The sequence below is a fragment of the Sphingopyxis sp. MG genome (genome assembly GCF_002953155.1).
Taxonomy (GTDB): Bacteria; Pseudomonadota; Alphaproteobacteria; order Sphingomonadales; family Sphingomonadaceae; genus Sphingopyxis; species Sphingopyxis granuli.
Genome location: NZ_CP026381.1, coordinates 1,665,012 through 1,682,823 on the forward strand (window position 1 = coordinate 1,665,012; position 17,812 = coordinate 1,682,823).

At 67.1% G+C, this 17,812-nt stretch carries 14 protein-coding genes and 1 tRNA gene; 8 read left to right on the top strand and 7 right to left on the bottom strand.

Features of this window, described 5'->3' with window-relative positions:
* Window positions 1-48 precede the first annotated feature (48 nt).
* Window positions 49-2,028 (bottom strand): DNA topoisomerase IV subunit B, encoded by a 1,980-nt coding sequence (parE, locus tag C3E99_RS07710; protein WP_076075415.1) that lies wholly within the window; start codon window positions 2,026-2,028, stop codon window positions 49-51.
* Between the two features lie 170 nt (window positions 2,029-2,198).
* Between parE and C3E99_RS07715 the strand changes: the two genes are divergently transcribed.
* Window positions 2,199-3,020: an outer membrane protein gene (locus tag C3E99_RS07715; protein ID WP_076075412.1), complete on the top strand. Its 822-nt coding sequence runs from the start codon at window positions 2,199-2,201 to the stop codon at window positions 3,018-3,020.
* Here the strand turns inward: C3E99_RS07715 and C3E99_RS07720 are convergent.
* Together C3E99_RS07720 and C3E99_RS07725 are read right to left on the bottom strand one after the other, a co-directional pair.
* Window positions 3,008-3,481: a PaaI family thioesterase gene (locus tag C3E99_RS07720; protein WP_104959650.1), complete on the bottom strand. Its 474-nt coding sequence runs from the start codon at window positions 3,479-3,481 to the stop codon at window positions 3,008-3,010. The genes C3E99_RS07715 and C3E99_RS07720 overlap by 13 nt on opposite strands.
* Window positions 3,478-4,161 (bottom strand): GcrA family cell cycle regulator, encoded by a 684-nt coding sequence (locus C3E99_RS07725; RefSeq protein WP_076075410.1) that lies wholly within the window; start codon window positions 4,159-4,161, stop codon window positions 3,478-3,480. Before C3E99_RS07725 ends, C3E99_RS07720 begins: the two co-directional genes overlap by 4 nt.
* Before the next feature lie 109 nt (window positions 4,162-4,270).
* Here C3E99_RS07725 and C3E99_RS07730 point away from each other — a divergent pair, with 109 nt between their 5' ends.
* On the top strand, window positions 4,271-5,143 hold the full coding sequence (locus tag C3E99_RS07730; RefSeq protein ID WP_067113577.1) for an ABC transporter permease: 873 nt from the start codon (window positions 4,271-4,273) through the stop codon (window positions 5,141-5,143).
* Window positions 5,144-5,155: 12 nt separating this feature from the next.
* Here the strand turns inward: C3E99_RS07730 and hspQ are convergent, their stop codons facing one another.
* From hspQ to C3E99_RS07745, 3 genes are all read right to left on the bottom strand, one after another.
* Window positions 5,156-5,533 carry a heat shock protein HspQ gene (gene hspQ / locus C3E99_RS07735; RefSeq protein ID WP_076075407.1) on the bottom strand — a complete coding sequence of 126 codons (378 nt, stop codon included), beginning with the start codon at window positions 5,531-5,533 and terminating at the stop codon, window positions 5,156-5,158.
* Window positions 5,534-5,621: 88 nt separating this feature from the next.
* Window positions 5,622-5,711: transfer RNA gene (locus C3E99_RS07740), tRNA-Ser, on the bottom strand.
* An 82-nt stretch (window positions 5,712-5,793) separates the two neighbouring features.
* Window positions 5,794-9,015 carry an amidohydrolase family protein gene (locus tag C3E99_RS07745; protein ID WP_076075405.1) on the bottom strand — a complete coding sequence of 1,074 codons (3,222 nt, stop codon included), beginning with the start codon at window positions 9,013-9,015 and terminating at the stop codon, window positions 5,794-5,796.
* A gap of 457 nt (window positions 9,016-9,472) precedes the next feature.
* On the opposite strand from C3E99_RS07745, the gene C3E99_RS07750 reads away from it, so the two are divergent.
* The 5 genes from C3E99_RS07750 to C3E99_RS07770 all read left to right on the top strand — a co-directional run bounded on the left by C3E99_RS07750 (window position 9,473) and on the right by C3E99_RS07770 (window position 15,283).
* Window positions 9,473-10,678: a CaiB/BaiF CoA transferase family protein gene (locus tag C3E99_RS07750; RefSeq protein WP_234002642.1), complete on the top strand. Its 1,206-nt coding sequence runs from the start codon at window positions 9,473-9,475 to the stop codon at window positions 10,676-10,678.
* Between the two features lie 267 nt (window positions 10,679-10,945).
* Window positions 10,946-11,830 (top strand): glutathione-dependent disulfide-bond oxidoreductase, encoded by an 885-nt coding sequence (yghU, locus tag C3E99_RS07755; RefSeq protein ID WP_076075402.1) that lies wholly within the window; start codon window positions 10,946-10,948, stop codon window positions 11,828-11,830.
* Window positions 11,831-12,292: 462 nt separating this feature from the next.
* On the top strand, window positions 12,293-12,652 hold the full coding sequence (locus C3E99_RS20110) for a TadE/TadG family type IV pilus assembly protein (protein WP_083675213.1): 360 nt from the start codon (window positions 12,293-12,295) through the stop codon (window positions 12,650-12,652).
* A 2-nt stretch (window positions 12,653-12,654) separates the two neighbouring features.
* A complete protein-coding gene (locus C3E99_RS07765) occupies window positions 12,655-14,283 on the top strand; it encodes a TadG family pilus assembly protein (RefSeq protein WP_076075397.1) in 1,629 nt (542 codons plus the stop codon).
* 115 nt (window positions 14,284-14,398) lie between these two features.
* Complete coding sequence (locus C3E99_RS07770; RefSeq protein ID WP_104959652.1) at window positions 14,399-15,283, top strand: PAS domain-containing protein; 885 nt, start codon at window positions 14,399-14,401, stop codon at window positions 15,281-15,283.
* Here C3E99_RS07770 and C3E99_RS07775 read toward each other — a convergent pair.
* A complete protein-coding gene (locus tag C3E99_RS07775; RefSeq protein WP_083675212.1) occupies window positions 15,280-16,356 on the bottom strand; it encodes an MBL fold metallo-hydrolase in 1,077 nt (358 codons plus the stop codon). The genes C3E99_RS07770 and C3E99_RS07775 overlap by 4 nt on opposite strands.
* Before the next feature lie 175 nt (window positions 16,357-16,531).
* On the opposite strand from C3E99_RS07775, the gene C3E99_RS07780 reads away from it, so the two are divergent.
* A complete protein-coding gene (locus tag C3E99_RS07780; RefSeq protein ID WP_076075389.1) occupies window positions 16,532-17,725 on the top strand; it encodes an acyl-CoA dehydrogenase family protein in 1,194 nt (397 codons plus the stop codon).
* Window positions 17,726-17,812: the final 87 nt, after the last annotated feature.

Here is a 17,812-nt window from a genome sequence, read left to right on the forward strand (position 1 = left end):
CGTCGTTTTCCCTTCTGCCCTCTTCGCCTTCAGAGGCGTTGACCCGCCTCAGGCGTCGATCGCCGCCTCGTCCAGCGTCGCGGCATTGGCCTGGATGAACTGGAAGCGATGCTCGGGGTGCTTGCCCATCAGCCGGTCGACGAGGTCCTTGACCTGATGCCGCCCTTCATATTCCTGCGGCAGGGTCACGCGCAGCAGCGAACGCGACTTCGGGTCCATCGTCGTTTCCTTGAGCTGGTTGGGGTTCATTTCCCCCAGCCCCTTGAAACGGCCGACCTCGACCCGCTTGCCCTTGAAGACGCTCGCTTCCAACTCGGCGCGATGCGCATCGTCGCGCGCATAGGCCGTCATCGCGCCCGCCGTCAGCCGATAGAGCGGCGGCTGCGCGAGATAGACGTGCCCGTTCCGCACGATGTCCGGCATCTCCTGAAAGAAGAATGTCATCAGCAGCGTCGCGATATGCGCGCCGTCGACGTCGGCGTCGGTCATGATGACGATCTTGTCGTAGCGCAGCCGGTCGGCGTCGCAATCCTTGCGCATGCCGCAGCCGAGCGCGAGCGCGAGGTCGGCGATCTCCTGATTGGCGCGGATCTTGTCCGCGCTGGCGCTCGCGACGTTCAATATCTTGCCGCGGATCGGCAGGATCGCCTGCGTCTTGCGGTCGCGCGCCTGCTTGGCGCTGCCGCCGGCGCTGTCGCCCTCGACGATAAACAATTCCGTGCCTTCGGGGCCGTCGTTCGCACAATCGGTGAGCTTGCCGGGCAGGCGGAGCTTGCGCGCGCTGGTCGCGGTCTTGCGCTTCACCTCGCGCTCGGCCTTGCGCTTGAGCCGCTCCTCCATCCGTTCGAGGATCAGGCCGAGCAGCGCGCGGCCCCGATCCATATTGTCGGACAGGAAATGGTCGAAATGGTCGCGCACCGCATTTTCGGTCAGCCGCGCGGCTTCGGGGCTCGACAACCGGTCCTTGGTCTGGCTCTGGAACTGGGGATCGCGGATGAACACCGACAGCATCATCTCGCCGCTGTTGAACACGTCGTCGGCGGTGATCTGCGCCGCCTTCTTCTGCCCGATCAGTTCGCCGAAGGCGCGCAGCCCGCGCGTCAATGCGGCGCGCAGCCCCGCCTCGTGCGTGCCGCCCGCCGGGGTGGGGATGGTGTTGCAATACCAGGCGTAGCTGCCGTCGGACCACAGCGGCCAGGCGATCGCCCATTCGGCGCGTCCCTGATCGCCCGGAAAATCCTGCCGCCCGACGAAAGGTTCGGCGGTCGCGCATTCGCGCGTCCCGATCTGGTCCTTCAGATGGTCGGCGAGGCCGCCGGGAAACTGGAATACCGCTTCGGTCGGCGTGTCGTCGCCGATCAGTTCGGGCGCGCATTTCCAGCGGATCTCGACCCCCGCGAACAGATAGGCCTTGGCGCGCGCCATGCGGAACAGCCGCTGGGGCTTGAAACGGCCATGCTCGCCGAAGATCGCCGGGTCGGGAACGAAGCTGACGCTGGTGCCGCGCCGGTTCGGCGTCGTGCCGAGCGCTTCGAGCGGCCCCTGCGGAACGCCGCGAGAGAAATGCTGGCGATACAATTGCTTGCTGCGCGCAACTTCGATGGTGGTTTCGACCGAAAGCGCGTTGACGACGCTGACGCCGACTCCGTGCAGGCCGCCCGACGTCGCATAGGCCTTGCCTTCGAACTTGCCGCCCGAATGGAGCGTGGTCATGATGACCTCGAGCGCCGATTTGCCGGGAAATTTCGGGTGCGGGTCGATCGGGATGCCGCGGCCGTTGTCGACGATCGTCAGCCGGTTTCCGACATCGAGCGTCACCTCGATGCGGTTGGCATGACCGGCGACCGCTTCGTCCATGCAATTGTCGATGACCTCGGCGGCAAGGTGGTGCAGCGCGCGCTCGTCGGTGCCGCCGATATACATGCCGGGACGGCGGCGGACAGGCTCCAGCCCCTCCAGAACCTCGATCTGCGAGGCGTTGTAGCTGTCGGTCGCGGGGCTGGCGGCATCGAACAAATCGTGACTCATGGTCTGGCTATAGGAGGGCGCAAAGGGGGCTGGCAAGCGCGGTTTTCGGACCCTTTCATGCATCGTGCGCGGCGCTCGGCTCGTCGCATTTCGCGGTGGCGCAGGAACTTCGCGCGCACACCGCGGGTTTGGGGGGCGGCTGCAAAGCCACCGAATAATGGAGAAATAACATGCGATTCCCCTCCCTTCTTGCCGCCACGGCGGCCACGATCCTGGCCGTCCCGGCGATGGCGCAGGACAATCACGACCCGGCGCAGGACTTCAACGGTCCCTATGTCTCGATCGGCGGCGGCGGCACGCTCCAGGGCAGCGACCGCGGCGAGACGCTGGTCTTCGACACCAACCAGGACGGCGCCTATGGCGACCCGGTCCTCGACGCGGCGGGCGGCGATGTGTTCGCGCCCGGTTTCTGCAACGGCGCCGCGACGAGCACCGCCAATATCGGGTGCCGCAACGACAAGGACGGCCCCGAATATTTCGGGCGGATCGGCTATGATCGCCGCATGGGCAATTTCGTGCTCGGCGCCGTGATCGAAGGCGGACGCAGCGAGGCGCGCGACAGCGTCAGCGGTTTCTCGGACGCGGGTGACAGCTATATGATGAGCCGCGAGGCCGACTGGCAGGCGGGCGCCCGCCTGCGCGCCGGTTATACGCCGGGCGGCGGCGCGCTCTTCTATGTCACGGGCGGCGGCGCCTATGCGCGGCTCAACAACAAGTTCGCGACGACGAACAGCGTGAACAGCTTCGCCGACAGCGGCAAGACCAACGGCTGGGGCTATTCGGCCGGCGGCGGCGTCGAGGTGATGGCGGCGAGGAATCTGTCCGTCGGCCTCGAATATCTCTACACCGACCTCAAGGACGACGACTATACCGTCAGCGTCGGCCAGGGTAGCGCGCCGGCGCCCGATCCGCTCACCGGTGTCGACATCCAGCGCAGCGACCCCCATTTCCGCACCCACAGCGTGCGCGGAACGATCAGCTATCGATTCTGATCCAGCGCAAGGGTCTGATCCAGCGCAAGGGGCGCCGGCTCGGCAGAGTCGGCGCCCTTTTCACGTGCCGCGTCGGGCGCCGCGAAGATCGCGAAGTTCCCGTTGGCACTACATACCATTCGCCCATCCTGAAACAGGCGGGCATCGATGTTGGCGATGCGCTTGCCGCGATGGACCACCTGCGCCTCGCACGTCAGCAGGCCTTCGCGCACCCCGACATGATAGTTGCATTTGATCTCCAGCGTCGCGCACCACTGGTCGTCGTCGAGCAGGCTGGACAGCGCGCCGCCCATCGCCGTGTCGGCCAGCGTGTAGGCGACACCGCCGTGCGCGACGCCATGCGGATTGAAATGCCGTTCGGAATCGATCGCGATCGCCATCTTGCAGCCGCCGCCGCCGCGCTCGATCATCTGGAGGCCGAGCGTTCGCGCGAAATGGAAATCCTGACCGAACGGCGTCACCGGACGCGGGGTCCGCCAAAGGGCGGCGGCGGCGGCGGGCGGCGTGTGCCGCGCGGCAGTTGCGCCTGATAGGCGCGGCCGCAATGCTCGACGCAATAAGGAAAGCCGGGATTCACCGCTTCACCGCAAAAATGGAAATCCGGCTCGCCCGGATGCCCCATCGGCCAACGGCAGATGCGGTCGTTGAGGTCGAGCAGGCTCGTCTTGTCGGCGATTTCCGGGCTCGGCTTGGCGGGCACCAGACGGCGCGGCGGCGCGGGCGGAATCGGCGCCTGCTGGTCGCCCGGTCCCTGCCGGATGAAGCCGCCGGGTCCGATCGAGACGATCCGCGGTCCATCGGCCTTCGGCGCCGCATCGGGAGCGGGCGTCGGCGGAACGGCCGCCGCCGGGCGCGGCTCGGCGCGCGGCGCCGGGGCAGGGCGAGCGGACGCGGGCTCGGCAGCGCGCGGCGCGGGCGTCGGTGTCGGCGCGGCCGGTTTCGGCACCGGGGCGGATCGCGCCGGCTTCGCCTTTTCGGTCGCCTTCACGGGCGACGGACGCGACTTGAGGCCAAGGCGATGCGCCTTGCCGATCACGGCGTTGCGGCTGACACCGCCAAGCTCGTCGGCGATCTGGCTGGCGGTCAGCCCCTTTTCCCACATGCTGCGCAGCTGCTCGATGCGCTCATCGGTCCATGACATGCTCTATTCCTCATCTTTACCGGTCGCCGGTATCGCGACGCGAACCGGCGGGCCAGGGCGTCAAGGCCCAGCTTGCGGTGAAGTCGGGGAGGCGATAGGCGAGAACGCCATGAACGACCAGCCCCAAATTTCGCGATCCGACTCCGGCGTTCCGGCTGCGACGCAGCCCTTCGCCGAACCCGGAGTCCCACGCATCCGCACGCTCAACATTCCCGGCACACAGGCCCTTTATGTCAAGGAGGTGCGGCGCTTTTTCAAGGTCCAGCTGCAAACAATCTGGGCGCCCGCGGTCACGACCCTGCTGTTCCTGGTGATCTTCACCGTGGCGCTGGGCGGGGCGGGGCGCCAGGTCATCGGCGTGCCGTTCGCCGATTTCGTCGCGCCGGGGCTGATCATGATGGCGATGCTCCAGAACAGTTTCGCCAATTCGAGCTTTTCGCTGCTGGTCGGCAAGATTCAGGGCACGATCGTCGATTATCTGATGCCGCCGCTGGGCGTCGGCGAACTGATCGTCGCGATGATCGGCGCCGCGGTCACCCGCGCGGTGCTGGTCGGACTGGCGCTGTGGGCGGCGATGCTCCTGTGGCCCGGTGTCGACGTGATGCCGCGCCATCCGGGTGCGGTCGTGGCCTTCGGCCTGCTCGGCGCGACGATGCTCGGCTTTCTGGGACTGATCACGTCGGTTTGGGCCGAAAAGTTCGATCATGCCGCCGCGGTGACCAATTTCGTGGTGACGCCGCTCGCGCTGCTGTCGGGCACTTTCTATTCGGTCGACCGGCTGGCGCCGTGGTTCCAGTCGATCACGCATGCCAACCCCGTCTATCATGCGATCATGGGGTTCCGCTACGGCTTCATCGGCACCGTCGATTCCTCGATGGCGCATCCGGTGCTGACCGCGGCGCTGATCCTCCTCGCGGTCAATGTCGCGCTGGGCGTCCTGACCTATCGCCTGCTGGCATCGGGCTGGAAGCTCAAGGCCTGATCGCGCGGCGGATCAGTGCCGGTGGATCGCGCGGACGCGGTAGCGCCCGCGGTCGAGCCCGTCGAACATCGCCGCGAGCTGTGGATGATCGACCGGCCCGGCTTCGCCGTCCGCCACCAGATTCTGCTGGCTGACATAGGCGATGTAGGAGGAGTCGTCGCTCTCGGCCATGAGGTGATAGAAGGGCTGCTCCTTCGCCGGGCGGATCGCCTCGGGGATCGCCTCATACCATTCTTCGCTGTTCGAGAAGACGGGATCGACGTCGAAGACCACGCCGCGGAAATCGAACATGCGGTGGCGGACGATGTCGCCCGGCGCAAAGCGCGCGCGCTCGATCAAGGGGGCCCGCACGCCGGGCATGTCGGTGAAGGGCGAGGATTTTGCCGTCATGACGCCAATTTATGACCGCGGCGCTGCGTTTCAACCGCCTGCCGGTGAATCTTGCCGTCCACGACACGGCCGCGAACCAGGAAGAAAATGGAGGAGAGTGAGGGATTCGAACCCTCGGTACCGTTGCCGGCACTTCGCATTTCGAGTGCGACGCTTTCGACCACTCAGCCAACTCTCCTCGCTGAGGCCGTCGCCCCTAGCGGCGATGCCCCGCCTTTGCAACCCTCAAGTCGCAAAAGCGGAGCGTCGCCGCCCGATGGTCAGGGACGGTCGGATTCCCACCAGTAGGGCGCGCGCTTCCGCGCCCCGGTATCGACCTCGTTCATCGTCGACGGGTCATAGAGATGGCCGCCCAGCATCACGCGATGGATGCTTTCGCTGTTGCGGATATTCTCGGTCGGATCGGCGTCGAGGATGAGGAGGTCGGCGAGCTTGCCGACCTCGAGCGAGCCGACATCCTTCGCATAGCCGAGCGCGGTCGCGGGCATGATCGTCGCGGCGCGTAGCGCGTCGATGGCGCTCCAGCCGCCGCGGACGAACGACCACATCTCCCAATGCGCGCCGAGGCCCGCCTGCTGGCCGTGCGCCCCGATCGACACGTTGCGCCCGGCCGCCGCGATCTTCGCCGCCTCGCGCGCCGAATCGTCGTCGACATAGTCGCTTTCGGGCGCGATCACGCGGCGCTTGTTCTCCGCCGCGAGGATGGTCGGCGGAATGTGCCGCGCCAGCACCGGCTGCTCCCAGACATTGGTGTGCGCCCGCCAATAGGGATCGCCCGCGAGGCCGCCGAAGGTGACGACGAGCGTCGGCGTATAATCGACGTTGGTCTGTCCCCACAGCTGCACCAGATCGCCGTAGAAGATGTGGAGCGGGATATTGTGCTCGACCGTCGCGTTGCCGTCCTGGATCAGGGTCACGCCCTGCGCGTACATCGACCCGCCTTCGGGCACGACGGTCATCCCCTCGGCCTGCGCGGCGCGCACGACCATCTGGCGCTGTTCGCGGCGCGGCTGGTTGTAGTTCTTGACGCTGTGCCCGCCCTGCGCCTTCAGACGCCGGACATGCGCGAGCGCATCGGCATAGCTGTCGATCTCGGCATAGATGCCCGCCGCCTTCGCGCCATAGATCGCCTCGCCGGTCGAAAAGATGCGCGGCGCGAGGATCAGGCCCGCGCGCTGCATTTCGGACGAGACGAAGATTTCGGAGGCGCGCGACGACGGGTTGTGGCTGGTGGTCGTGCCCATCGCCAGATTGACGATCTCCGACCAGTTCTGCTGCGGCACCAGTTCGTCGTCGCCGTGCGGGCCGTGCGCGTGACCGTCGACGAAGCCGGGAACGATGGTCTTGCCCGCCGCGTCGATCGTCACCGTGCCCGCCGGGACGGTGAGCGACCCCGCCGGGCCGATCGCCGCGATGCGGTCGTCCTCGATCAGGATCGCGCCATTGTCGACGATCCCGCCCTGCTTGTCGGCCATGGTGACGATCTTCGCGCCGGTGATCAGCACCGCGCCGCGATGCTTCGCCGCCCTCTGCGTCATCGACAGCGACACGCCGGCGGTGGGCGGTGTGAAGGCCGCCTTCGCGCCCGGCGCGCCGGCGAACAGGGCGGAAAGGTCGGCGCTGAACAGCGTCGGGCCGCGCGTCCAGTGAAGCCGGCGGCCGCCGTTCGACCAGTGGACATAATCGGCGCCGCTGTCGCTGACGCGCGTCACGGGCAGCGCGCCGCCCTTCATCCCCAGCGCGACATCCTGCGCGCCCGGCATCAGCGGCGTGACATAGACGTCGTGGTTCTGGCGAAAGGCGAGGGTGCGGCCGTCGGGCGAAATCTCGTAATCGCTGACCAGTTCGCCGCTGGCATGAACGCGCTTGTCCTGCCCCGACAGGTCGGTGCTGACAAGCTGGCTCTTGCCGCCGCCCGATGCGACCATGAACAATCGGTCGCCCGATCCCCCGAACTGCGGCTTGGCGCCGTCCGCGTCGACGAGTTCGGGCGTGCCGCCGGCCGCCGCGACGCGATAGACGCCGGGGTTCGCGCCCCAGCGTCCGGAGGTCAGGTAGCCGCCGCCGCGCCGTTCGAAGACGATCGTCCCGCCGTCGGGAGAGAAGCGCGGCTCGGCATAGTGGCCGGGCACGCTCGTCACCCTGCGCGTCGCGCCGCCGCCGGCGCCGACGACGTGGACTTCGCCGAGCCCCGCATCGGTCCAGCGCACGAAGACGACCGACTTGCCGTCGCGCGACCAGCTCGGCCACATCTCGAACGCAGCATCCTTCGCCGCGGTCAGGCGCCGGGCGGTGCCGCCGGTCGCGGGCTTGATCCACAGCTTGCCCAGCGTCTCGAACACGACCTGACCGCCGTCGGGCGACACTTCGGCCCAGCGCGGCATCTGCGTCTCGAAACTGTCGGGCGCGACTGCCACCGCGGGATGGACGGCGTCGACGATCACGCGGTCGTCGGAGATGCGGAAGGGGATGACGCGCGCTTCGCCGCCGTCGCCCGCCACGCGGCGCAGCTTGCCGCCGGCCCAGAACAGGATGTCGCGGCTGTCGGGGGTCCACGCCATGTTCGGATAGACGCCGGTGACGGCCCAGGTTTCCTGCACATCCTGATCGAGCGCGTCATAGAGCTTGCGCTCGGCGTCCGAGGCGAGGTCCTTCACATAGAGCTTCGATTCCATGCCTTCGCGGCGGACATAGGCGATGCGCTTGCCGTCGGGCGAGGGCGTCGGCCGCACCGCGCCGCCGGGACCGCCGGCGACGGTGGTGATCGCGCCGCTGTCCATGTCATAGCGTTCGATATGGAACAGGTCGGTGTTGCTGTCCTGCGCATATTCGAAGATCGGGCCGGGGGAAACGTTGCGGGTGTAATAGACGCCCTTGCCGTCGGGCGCGAAGGTCGGCTCGCCGAGTTCCTTCTGGTGGCGCTCGCTCGGGCGCTTGACCAGCGGAACGCCGCCGCCGCCAGAAATATGATACAGCCACACCTCGCCGGTGCCGAGCGAGCGGCCGGTGGTGAAATGCTTCTTGGCGACGATGAACTGGCCGTCGGGGCTCCAACTCGGCTGGTTGAGAAGGCGGAAATCCTCCTTGGAAAGCTGGCGCTTGTCGCTGCCGTCGCGGTTCATCACCCAGATATTGTCGCCGCCGCCGCGGTCGGAGACGAAGGCGATGCGCGAACCGTCGGGCGAGAAGCGCGGCTGCTGTTCATAGGCGAGCCCCTCGGCGATCCGCGTCGGCGTCCCGCCCTCGATCGGCATCGTATAGATGTCGCCGAGCAGGTCGAAGGCGATGGTGCGGCCGTCGGGCGCGACGTCCACGTTCATCCAGCTTCCCTCGTCGACCGCGATCGGCACCGTGCGCGTCGTCATGCCGGGCGGGGCGTTGACGTCCCACGTGTCGGTACCGGTTCCTTCGGCGGCGGCCTGCGCGTGAGCCGAAGTCGAACAGGCCAGAGCCGCCGCGAAGGCGATTGCGAAACGCGCCATGAATGATGATCCCCTGTTGAAATATGCCGCGACCATATGACCTTGCCCCATCATTGCAAGGCGCGGCTTTCGATGAGAAGCCTGGCAGGCTCGACAGGTGACGGTCGTCCCATGTCGTCCTATGGCCTGTGGGGATTTGGCGTTCGGCGCGCTGCCTCATCCGTTCGTCATGCTGAACTCGTTTCAGCATCCATGGTCGGAGCTCTCCTTTTGCGCCGCCTTTCAGGTGAGAGCAGACCATGGACCCTGAAACAAGTTGGCGTTTATATCTTAGAGACAGGGACGCTGGTGATCCCCGGCGAAAGCCGGGGTCCATGCGAGGCAGCGCTGTGCCATCTGGACCCCGGCTTTCGCCGGGGAACGCCCACCTGTCGGAAGGGGATAATTGCTAAACAAGTTCAGGGTGACGAAAGGGACAAACCGTGCCGAAATCCGAATCCCCACAGGCCATGGGACGGTGGCGAAGCAGGAGGAGAAGCATGTCTTGCCGCTGACGGGAATCAGGGTGCTCGATTTCGGGCGCTATATCGCCGGCCCCTATTGCGCGGCCTTGCTTGCCGACTATGGCGCCGACGTCATCCGCATCGAGGCGCCGGGCGGCAACGACGACCGCTTCACCGTCCCGGTCGCCGCCGACGGTTCGGGGGCGATGTTCCTGCAGATGAACCGCGCCAAGCGCTCCCTGACGCTGAAGCCGGCCAGTCCCGAAGGGCGCGGGATCGTCCGGCGGCTCGTCGAGACGGCGGATGTCGTCGTCGCCAACCTGCCGCACGATGCGCTGGTGAAGCTGGGGCTCGACCATGACAGCCTGTCGGCGATCAATCCGCGGATCATCCTGGCGACGGCGTCCGCCTTCGGCCGCGATGGGCCGCTGTCGCGCAACGTCGGCTTCGACGCCATCGGACAAGCAATGTCGGGCACCGTCCATCTGACCGGCACGCCCGGCCAGCCCTATCGCGCGCAGGTCAATTATGTCGATTTCGGCACCGCGCTGCATCTGGCCTTCGGCGTGCTGCTCGCGCTGCGGGAGCGCGAGGCGACGGGGCAGGGGCAGTGCGTGTCGGGATCGCTGCTCGGCACCGCGCTCGCCATGTCGAACGGCCTGACGATCGACGAGGCGCTGAACGGCATCGAGCGCCAGCCGATCGGCAATCGCAGCTTCGGATCGGCGCCGACCGACCTGTTCCGCACCCGCGACGGCTGGATCGTGACGCAGATCGTCGGCGGCCCGATCTTCGCCCGCTGGGCGGCGCTGGTGGGGCGGCCCGAACTGCCCGCCGATCCGCGCTTCGCAAGCGACATCTTGCGCGGCGACAATGGCGAGGAACTGAGCGCGATCATGCAGGGCTGGTGCATCGCAAGGACCAGCGCGGAGGCGCTGGCCGAACTCGCAGAGGCGCGCGTTCCAGCGGCGCCCGTGCTCAAGCCGGGCGAAGCGCTGGCGCAGCCGCAGGTCGCCGCGATGGGGCTGGTCGAGCCGGTCGCCTATCCCGGCACGCCCGCGCCGGCGCCCGTCATCCGCGCTCCGATCGACCTGTCCGCCAGCGCGAAGATTCCGCCGTGCCGTGCGCCGCAGGTCGGCGAGCACAGCGACGCGATCCTGGCCGAACTCGGCTATGACGCCGACGCCATTTCGGCTTTGCGCGCGCAAAGGATAATTTGAACGGCGCGGCGGTGGACGTCCGGCCGACGCCTTCCTATGGTCTGCGGGGATTTGGGTTTCTGCGCAGTTTCTCCCTTTCGTCACCCTGAACTTGTTTCAGGGTCCATGGTCTGCCCTCGAATGAAAGGCAGCACAAAAGGGAGGGTCCGGCCATGGATGCTGAAACGAGTTCAGCATGACGAACGGATGATGCAGCGCGCCGAACGCTAAATCCCCCCAAGACCTTAAGTTTGGGAACCGACCGATAATCAGCGCGAGGAGCCTCCGATGACCGAGCAGACCGACTATGTGCCGCCCCGGGTGTGGACGTGGGACAAGGAAAGCGGGGGACGCTTCGCCAACATCAATCGCCCGATCGCGGGACCGACGCACGACAAGGCGCTTCCGATCGGCAAGCATCCGCTCCAGCTCTATTCGCTCGGCACCCCCAACGGGGTGAAGGTGACGGTGATGCTGGAGGAACTGCTCGCGGCCGGGCACGGCGGCGCCGAATATGACGCATGGCTTATCCGCATCCACGAGGGCGACCAGTTTTCGAGCGGCTTCGTCGCCGCCAACCCGAACAGCAAGATTCCGGCGCTGGTCGATCGCAGCGGCGCCGATCCGATCCGCGTCTTCGAATCGGGCGCGATCCTGATCTATCTTGCAGAGAAATTCGGGGCCTTCCTGCCGACCGAGCCCGCGCAGCGCGCCGAGACGCTGTCGTGGCTGATGTGGCAGATGGGCAGCGCGCCTTTCCTGGGCGGCGGATTCGGCCATTTCTATGCCTATGCGCCCACCAAAATGGAGTATCCGATCAACCGCTACGCGATGGAAGTGAAGCGGCAGATGGATGTGCTCGACCGGCAATTGGCGGAGAATGAATATATCGCGGGCTCCGCCTATTCGATCGCCGACATGGCGATCTGGCCCTGGTACGGCGCGCTCGCCAAGGGGCTGGTCTATGACGCCGGCGAATTTCTGGGCGTGCAGGATTATCGGAACGTCCAGCGCTGGACCGACCAGATCGCGTCGCGCCCCGCGGTGAAGCGTGGCCGCATGGTCAACCGGGTCATGGGCGACCCGGCGAGCCAGCTTCACGAACGGCACGACGCGTCGGATTTCGACCTGCGGACGCAGGACAAGGTGCAGGCCGAACAGCCCGCCGAATGACGCAATTGCACGGAAAGGCGCCTGCGGAGCCCTTCAGCATTCGATAAGCCTTTCCCGCAAGCGGTTGGCAGAAAAGCATTTTTCTGCCGATTGCGGCGCGGCGATTTTACGCATTTCCGGTAAAAGCGCCGAATCGCCCTCGCGACCGCCTTTTTACGTCCATCGGCGATGATCGGACCCATGACAGGTCCGCATTCCCTCGATCCATCGACCCGCCGTGCCGCCATTGCGACCCCGGACCTGATCGGGATACATACCCTTCAGGCAAATGGGGAGCTGTTCCCCGGCGAAAGCCGGGGTCCATGCGGGGTAGCGCTGTGCCATCTGGACCCCGGCTTTCGCCGGGGAACAGTCACCTGTCGAAAAGGGATAATTGCCGACCTGATCCGGGGTCGCAATGACGGGTCCATTCGATGTCATCATGCGCTTGCCCGATGCGACCGGGGCGCGGCGGTGATCGAAATGGCGCTCGTCCTGCCGCTGTTCATCGCGCTGCTGATGGGCGTGCTGGTCTATGGCCAATATTTCCTGCTCGCGCACGCGGTGCAGCAGGCCGCCAACGACGGCGCCCGCGCCGCGATCGTCGGGCTCGACGCGGCGGACCGGCGCGGCATCGCGGAGCGAGCGGTCGACCGCAGCCTCAGCGGCGTCGCGGGGTTTTCCGCCCGGGCGCGCACGGTCGCCGTGACCGAAACCGCCGACGCGCTGACCGTCGCCGTCAGTTTCAGCGTGCCCGAAGACAGCTTCCTGCGTTCCTCGCTCGTCCCGTCGCCCGCCGGCCCGATCCGGTCGAGCGCGACCTTCGAACTGCCGGTGGATTGACCATGCTCCAGACATATCGCCTTTCCGCTTTACCTTGCGACCGGCGCGGCGGCGTCAGCGTCCTGACCGCCTTTGCGATGACGATGCTGATCGGCTCCGCCGCCTTCGCGGTCGATATCGGCTCGCTCTATCTCGACCGCCGCCAGCTTCAGGGGATTGCCGACGCCGCGGCGCTCGCCGCCGCCGCGCATCCGGGCGCCGAGCGCGCGGCGGCAGAGCGGATCATCGCCGCGAACTGCGATTGCGGCATAGCGATCGCCGCGCTCCAGCCCGGACGCTATACGCCCGACTCCGCCGTCGCGGCGGAACAGCGCTTCGTCGCCGGGGGCGTATCGCCCAACGCCGTCCGCATCCGCCTGACGCGGCCGAGCCCGCTCTATTTCGGCGGTTTCCTGACCGGCCGAAGCCATAGCGTCGTCGCGGTCACCGCCACGGGCGCGCGGCGCGGCTATGCGGCCTTTTCGTTGGGCTCGCGCGTCGCGGCGCTGCGCGGCGGCGTTCCCAACGCGCTGCTCTCCGCGCTGACCGGAAGCCGCGTCGAACTGTCGCTGATGGACTATCAGGCGCTGGCGAGCGCCGATGTCGATCTGCTCGCCTTTTCCGAAGCGTTGCGGACCGAACTGCACGCCGACGCGCTGACGTTCGGCGAGACGCTGGACATGCAGGCGACGTTGCCGCAGGTGCTGTCGGCGCTGGCGCGCGCGAGCGACGGACAGGTCGCCGATACGCTGGAGACGATCGCCGACAAGGCGCTGCCGCGCGCCCTGATCCCGTCGCGCGCGATCGACCTCGGCCCGCGCGCGTCGAGCATCCGCGCCGATGCCGCCGACCGGGTCGACGTGAACCTGATGAGCCTGATGCAGGCGATGCTGGCGCTCGGCAACGCCAACCGCCAACTCGAACTCGCGCTGGCCAGCGACCTGCCGGGCGGCTCGGCGATCGACGTCGCGCTGCTGATCGGCGAGCCGCCGGCGCAATCGCCGCTGATCGCGGTGACCGACGATCAGGACGTGGTCGTCCGCACGGCGCAGGTGCGGCTGAAGATCGTCAGCCGGATCGCGACGCCGCTGCTGACGAGCGTCGAACTGCCGATCGTCGCAGAACTGGGATCGGCGGCGGCGCGGATTTCGGACATGGATTGCGGCGGCAGCGATCAAGGCGTGACGCTGGCCGTCACCACCTCGCCCGCGACGTTCGCGATCGGGACGGTCAGCAACGGCGATTTCGCGAACATGCAGCGCCCGCTCGCGCCCCAGATGGCGCGCGTATTGCGCCTGCCGCTCGCCAGCGTCGATGCCCGGGCGCAACTGACGCTGGCGGACCAATCCGAAAAATCGCTCGCCTTCTCGCGCGCCGAGATCGCGGCGGGCACGGTCAAAACGGTCGAGAGCAGCGGCCTTGCCGGCGGGGTGGCGCGCTCGCTGGCCCGCGACATGGATTTGCGGGTCAACCTGCTGGGCCTCGGGCTCAATGCCGGCGCGCTGACATCGCTGGTCGGCGAAACCGTGGGCGCCGCGGCGCCGGCGCTCGATGGGGTGATCGAGGGGCTGACGGGCGTGCTGGGCCTCCACCTGGGTGAGGCCGACGCGCGGGTCAACGCGCTGCGTTGCGGACGGACCCGGCTGGTGTGAGGACCGATCCGGTGCCGTTCCGGACGCGAATCCGCATTTTTGCGTCGGGTTTCGAGGCAAATGCCGCACCGGCATGCCATAATGCGAGGGAAAGGCTCGATCCGGGGAGACGGATATGGAGACGGTCAGGGAACCGCAGCGCGTGCCCGCTGCCGAATTCATTCGCGGTTTCGCGAACTGGCGCCTGCAGGCGTCGCGCAAGCCGGTCATGGTCACGCATCACGGCAAGGATGCGCATGTGCTGATCTCGCTCGCCGACTATCGCCGCCTCGACGGCAAGGGGGAGGCGGAAGGGCGCGACGCGTTGGCGGCATCGCAGGCGGCGCTGATCGAGGCGATCCGTGACGCGGTGATCCTCGTCGACCGCACAGGCCGCGTCGCGGGGGTCAATCCGGCGGCCGCCGATCTGCTCGAACGGGCGGCGGCCGCGCTGATCGGCCGGCCCTTGCCCGACGTCCTGCCGGGGTTCGCGCGCTCGGTGCTGTTCGCGCATTTCCTGCGGATGCTCGACCATCGCGAGCGTTTCTCCGGCGAGGTGCCGGGGCTGATCGAGCCGCAGCGCTGGCTGCGTGTCGACCTCCTCCCGCTGCCGATCGGCGGGGCGATGGTGCTGCGCGACATCAGCGACGCGTGGGGGACGCGCGCCGAACAGGACGCCCGGCGCGCGCTCGCCGACGCGGTCGAGATCGACGGGACGATCGGGGTCGCTCGCGTGTCGGTGCGCGAGGCGATCGAGGCGGCCAACCCGGCGCTCGCCGCCATGATCGGCGCAAAACAGTCCGCAATCCCCCACCTCCGCTTCTCAGCGCTGCTCGCGGCCGGGCAGCGGCACGCTTTCACCGAGGCTTTCGAAGGCCTGTTCCGTACAGGCGACCCTGTTCGCATCGCGTCGGAACTGGTGACTCGTGGCGGCAGTGTTGTGTCAGTCACGCTCGCCATGGTCGAGCGGCGATCGGCCTATGCGAGCGAAGGCGCGGTAATCCTGGCGGTGCGCCGCTAGAACCAGCTTCCACGATCGATCGCACGGCTGCCGACTGGCAGGGAGAAATATTGCCCGTCCTCGCCGACAATGATCGGGCCGTCGAAGCGATTATCGGCGCCGTCGAGCAGCGCCGCGTCGAAGTAGCGCGAAGGGAGGGGCGGGACGATGTGGCTGAGGACGAGCATCCGGACGCCCGCGCGGCGTGCGCTGTCGGCGGCCTGCGCGGGGCTGGCATGATAATCGAGGATGTCGTGCATGATCCGGCCCGTCTGAGGCCGCCCGGCGGCCGTCAGGCGATCGGAGAGGTGCTGTACCATCTTCGGCTGGAGAGCCTCGTGGATCAGCAGGTCTGCACCCTTCGCCGCGGCTTCGAGCGAAGGCGACGGCGCAGTGTCGCCGCTGATCACAACGCTGCGTCCCTTGTAGTCGAAGCGATAGCCGACCGCGGGCCACACCGGGCGATGATCGACGGGAAAGGCCATGACCTGCAAACCATCCGCCGCGTAGATGGCGGTCGGCGCCGTAGGCATTGCAAAAGGCATCGCGACGGCGCCCGCCGCCGCCGGTGGCGTGATCGTAGCGCCGTGGTGCGCGGTACGGTAGCCATTATCGGCGGCATAAGCGGCGTTGAAGCCGGCAATCACCGCCTCGACGCCTTCTGGGCCGTGGACAGGAAGGGGGCTTTCGTTGCCGCTCGCGGTCCAGCGCAGCAGCATCATCGGCCCCATGCCGTCGATATGGTCCGAGTGGAAATGGGTGAGAAACAGGTCGCGGATCCGGGGATTGGGCAATCCCATCAACGAGATGTTGCGCGCTCCGCCTTCGCCCGCGTCGACCACGAACATCGCCTTGCCGGCGATCACAACGGTGCATGATCCGGCGCGGCGGCGATCGGGCAAGGGCGATCCGGTGCCGCATAAAGCGACGTGCAGGCCGTCGGGCAGGTCCGCCAGCCGATCGCGTCCGGCCGCCCGCTCGGCCCCGCGCTCAAACAGCCACAGCCCGATCGGACGCTGGAACAGGAAAGCCGCCGTGGCGGTCATACCTACGATCAGCAGCGCCCAAAGCGCCGCACGCCTGCCTCTTGTCATCATGTCCCCCACTTGTTTCCCCCTTCATGCGGCACGGAAGGCCGCTGGACAAGCCGTGCCGTTCGGCGCAACCTGCGCCCTGTTCACAGTGGTGAAGGTTGCGAGGCGCAACTTGCCGTTTACGTAAAGGTGAGCGCCCGTTAAAAGGGGCCACTGCCCAAGGGAGAATCAAAAGATGGACATGGAGTTCAGCCCCGAAGACCTCGCCTTCCAAAAGGAAGTGCGCGACTTCATCGCCGAAAACTATCCCGCCGAACTGCGCGGCAAGCAGGACGAGGGCGATGAACTCACCAAGGAGGATTTCCTCTCCTGGCACCGGATTCTCTACAAGAAGGGCTGGGTGGCGCCCGCGTGGCCGGTCGAATATGGCGGCACCGGCTGGACGCCGACGCAGCGCTTCATCTTCTCCGAGGAAACCGCTCGCGCCGACTGCATTCGCCTGATGCCGTTCGGCCTCGCGATGGTCGGTCCCGTCATCTACACCTTCGGCACGCCGGAACAGAAAGCACGCTTCCTGCCGCGCATTCTGTCGGGCGAGGATTGGTGGTGCCAAGGTTATTCGGAGCCGGGGTCGGGGTCCGACCTCGCCAGCCTGCGCACCGTGGCGGTGCGGGATGGCGACGAATATGTTGTCAACGGCCAGAAGACCTGGACGACGATGGCGCAATATGCTGACTGGGGCTTCTTCCTCGTCCGCACCGACAAGGATGCCAAGCAGCAGGAGGGCATTTCCTTCCTGCTCATCGACATGAAGTCGCCCGGCATCACCGTGCGCCCGATCATCACGCTGGGCGGCGAGCATGAGGTGAACGAGGTGTTCCTCGAGGACGTCCGTGTTCCCGTCGACCAGCGCGTCTATGAAGAGAACAAGGGCTGGACCTGCGCCAAGTTCCTGCTCGCGCACGAGCGCACCGGCATCGCCGGGGTCGCATCGTCGAAGCGCGGCGTCGAGCGCGTCAAGGCCATCGCGCGCACCGAACTCGACGGCGATCGGCCGCTGCTTGCCAACCCCTTTTTCAAACGCAAGCTCGCCGAGTTGGAGATCGACCTGACCGCGCTCGAATTCACCGAGTTGCGCGGGCTTGCCGGTCCGAACGCGGGCAAGGGGCCGGGACCGGAGTCGAGCCTGCTCAAGATTAAGGGCTCCGAAATCCAGCAGCGCCTGACCGAACTGACGCTCGAAGCGGTCGGCCATTACGGCGCGCCCTATTTCCGAGGCTTCGGAGAAGGCGACAACGAGCATCCGATCGGGCCTGACTATGCGCATCGCGCCGCGCCGACCTATTTCAACATGCGCAAGACGACGATCTATGGCGGGTCGAACGAGATTCAGCGCAACATCATCGCGAAGATGGTTCTGGGATTGTGACGGCGGCGTCCCCGCGAAAGCGGGGGCAGCAATCGGCCTTATTCGGCGCCGCAATGTGAACCTACAGCGGCCCCCGCCTTCGCGGGG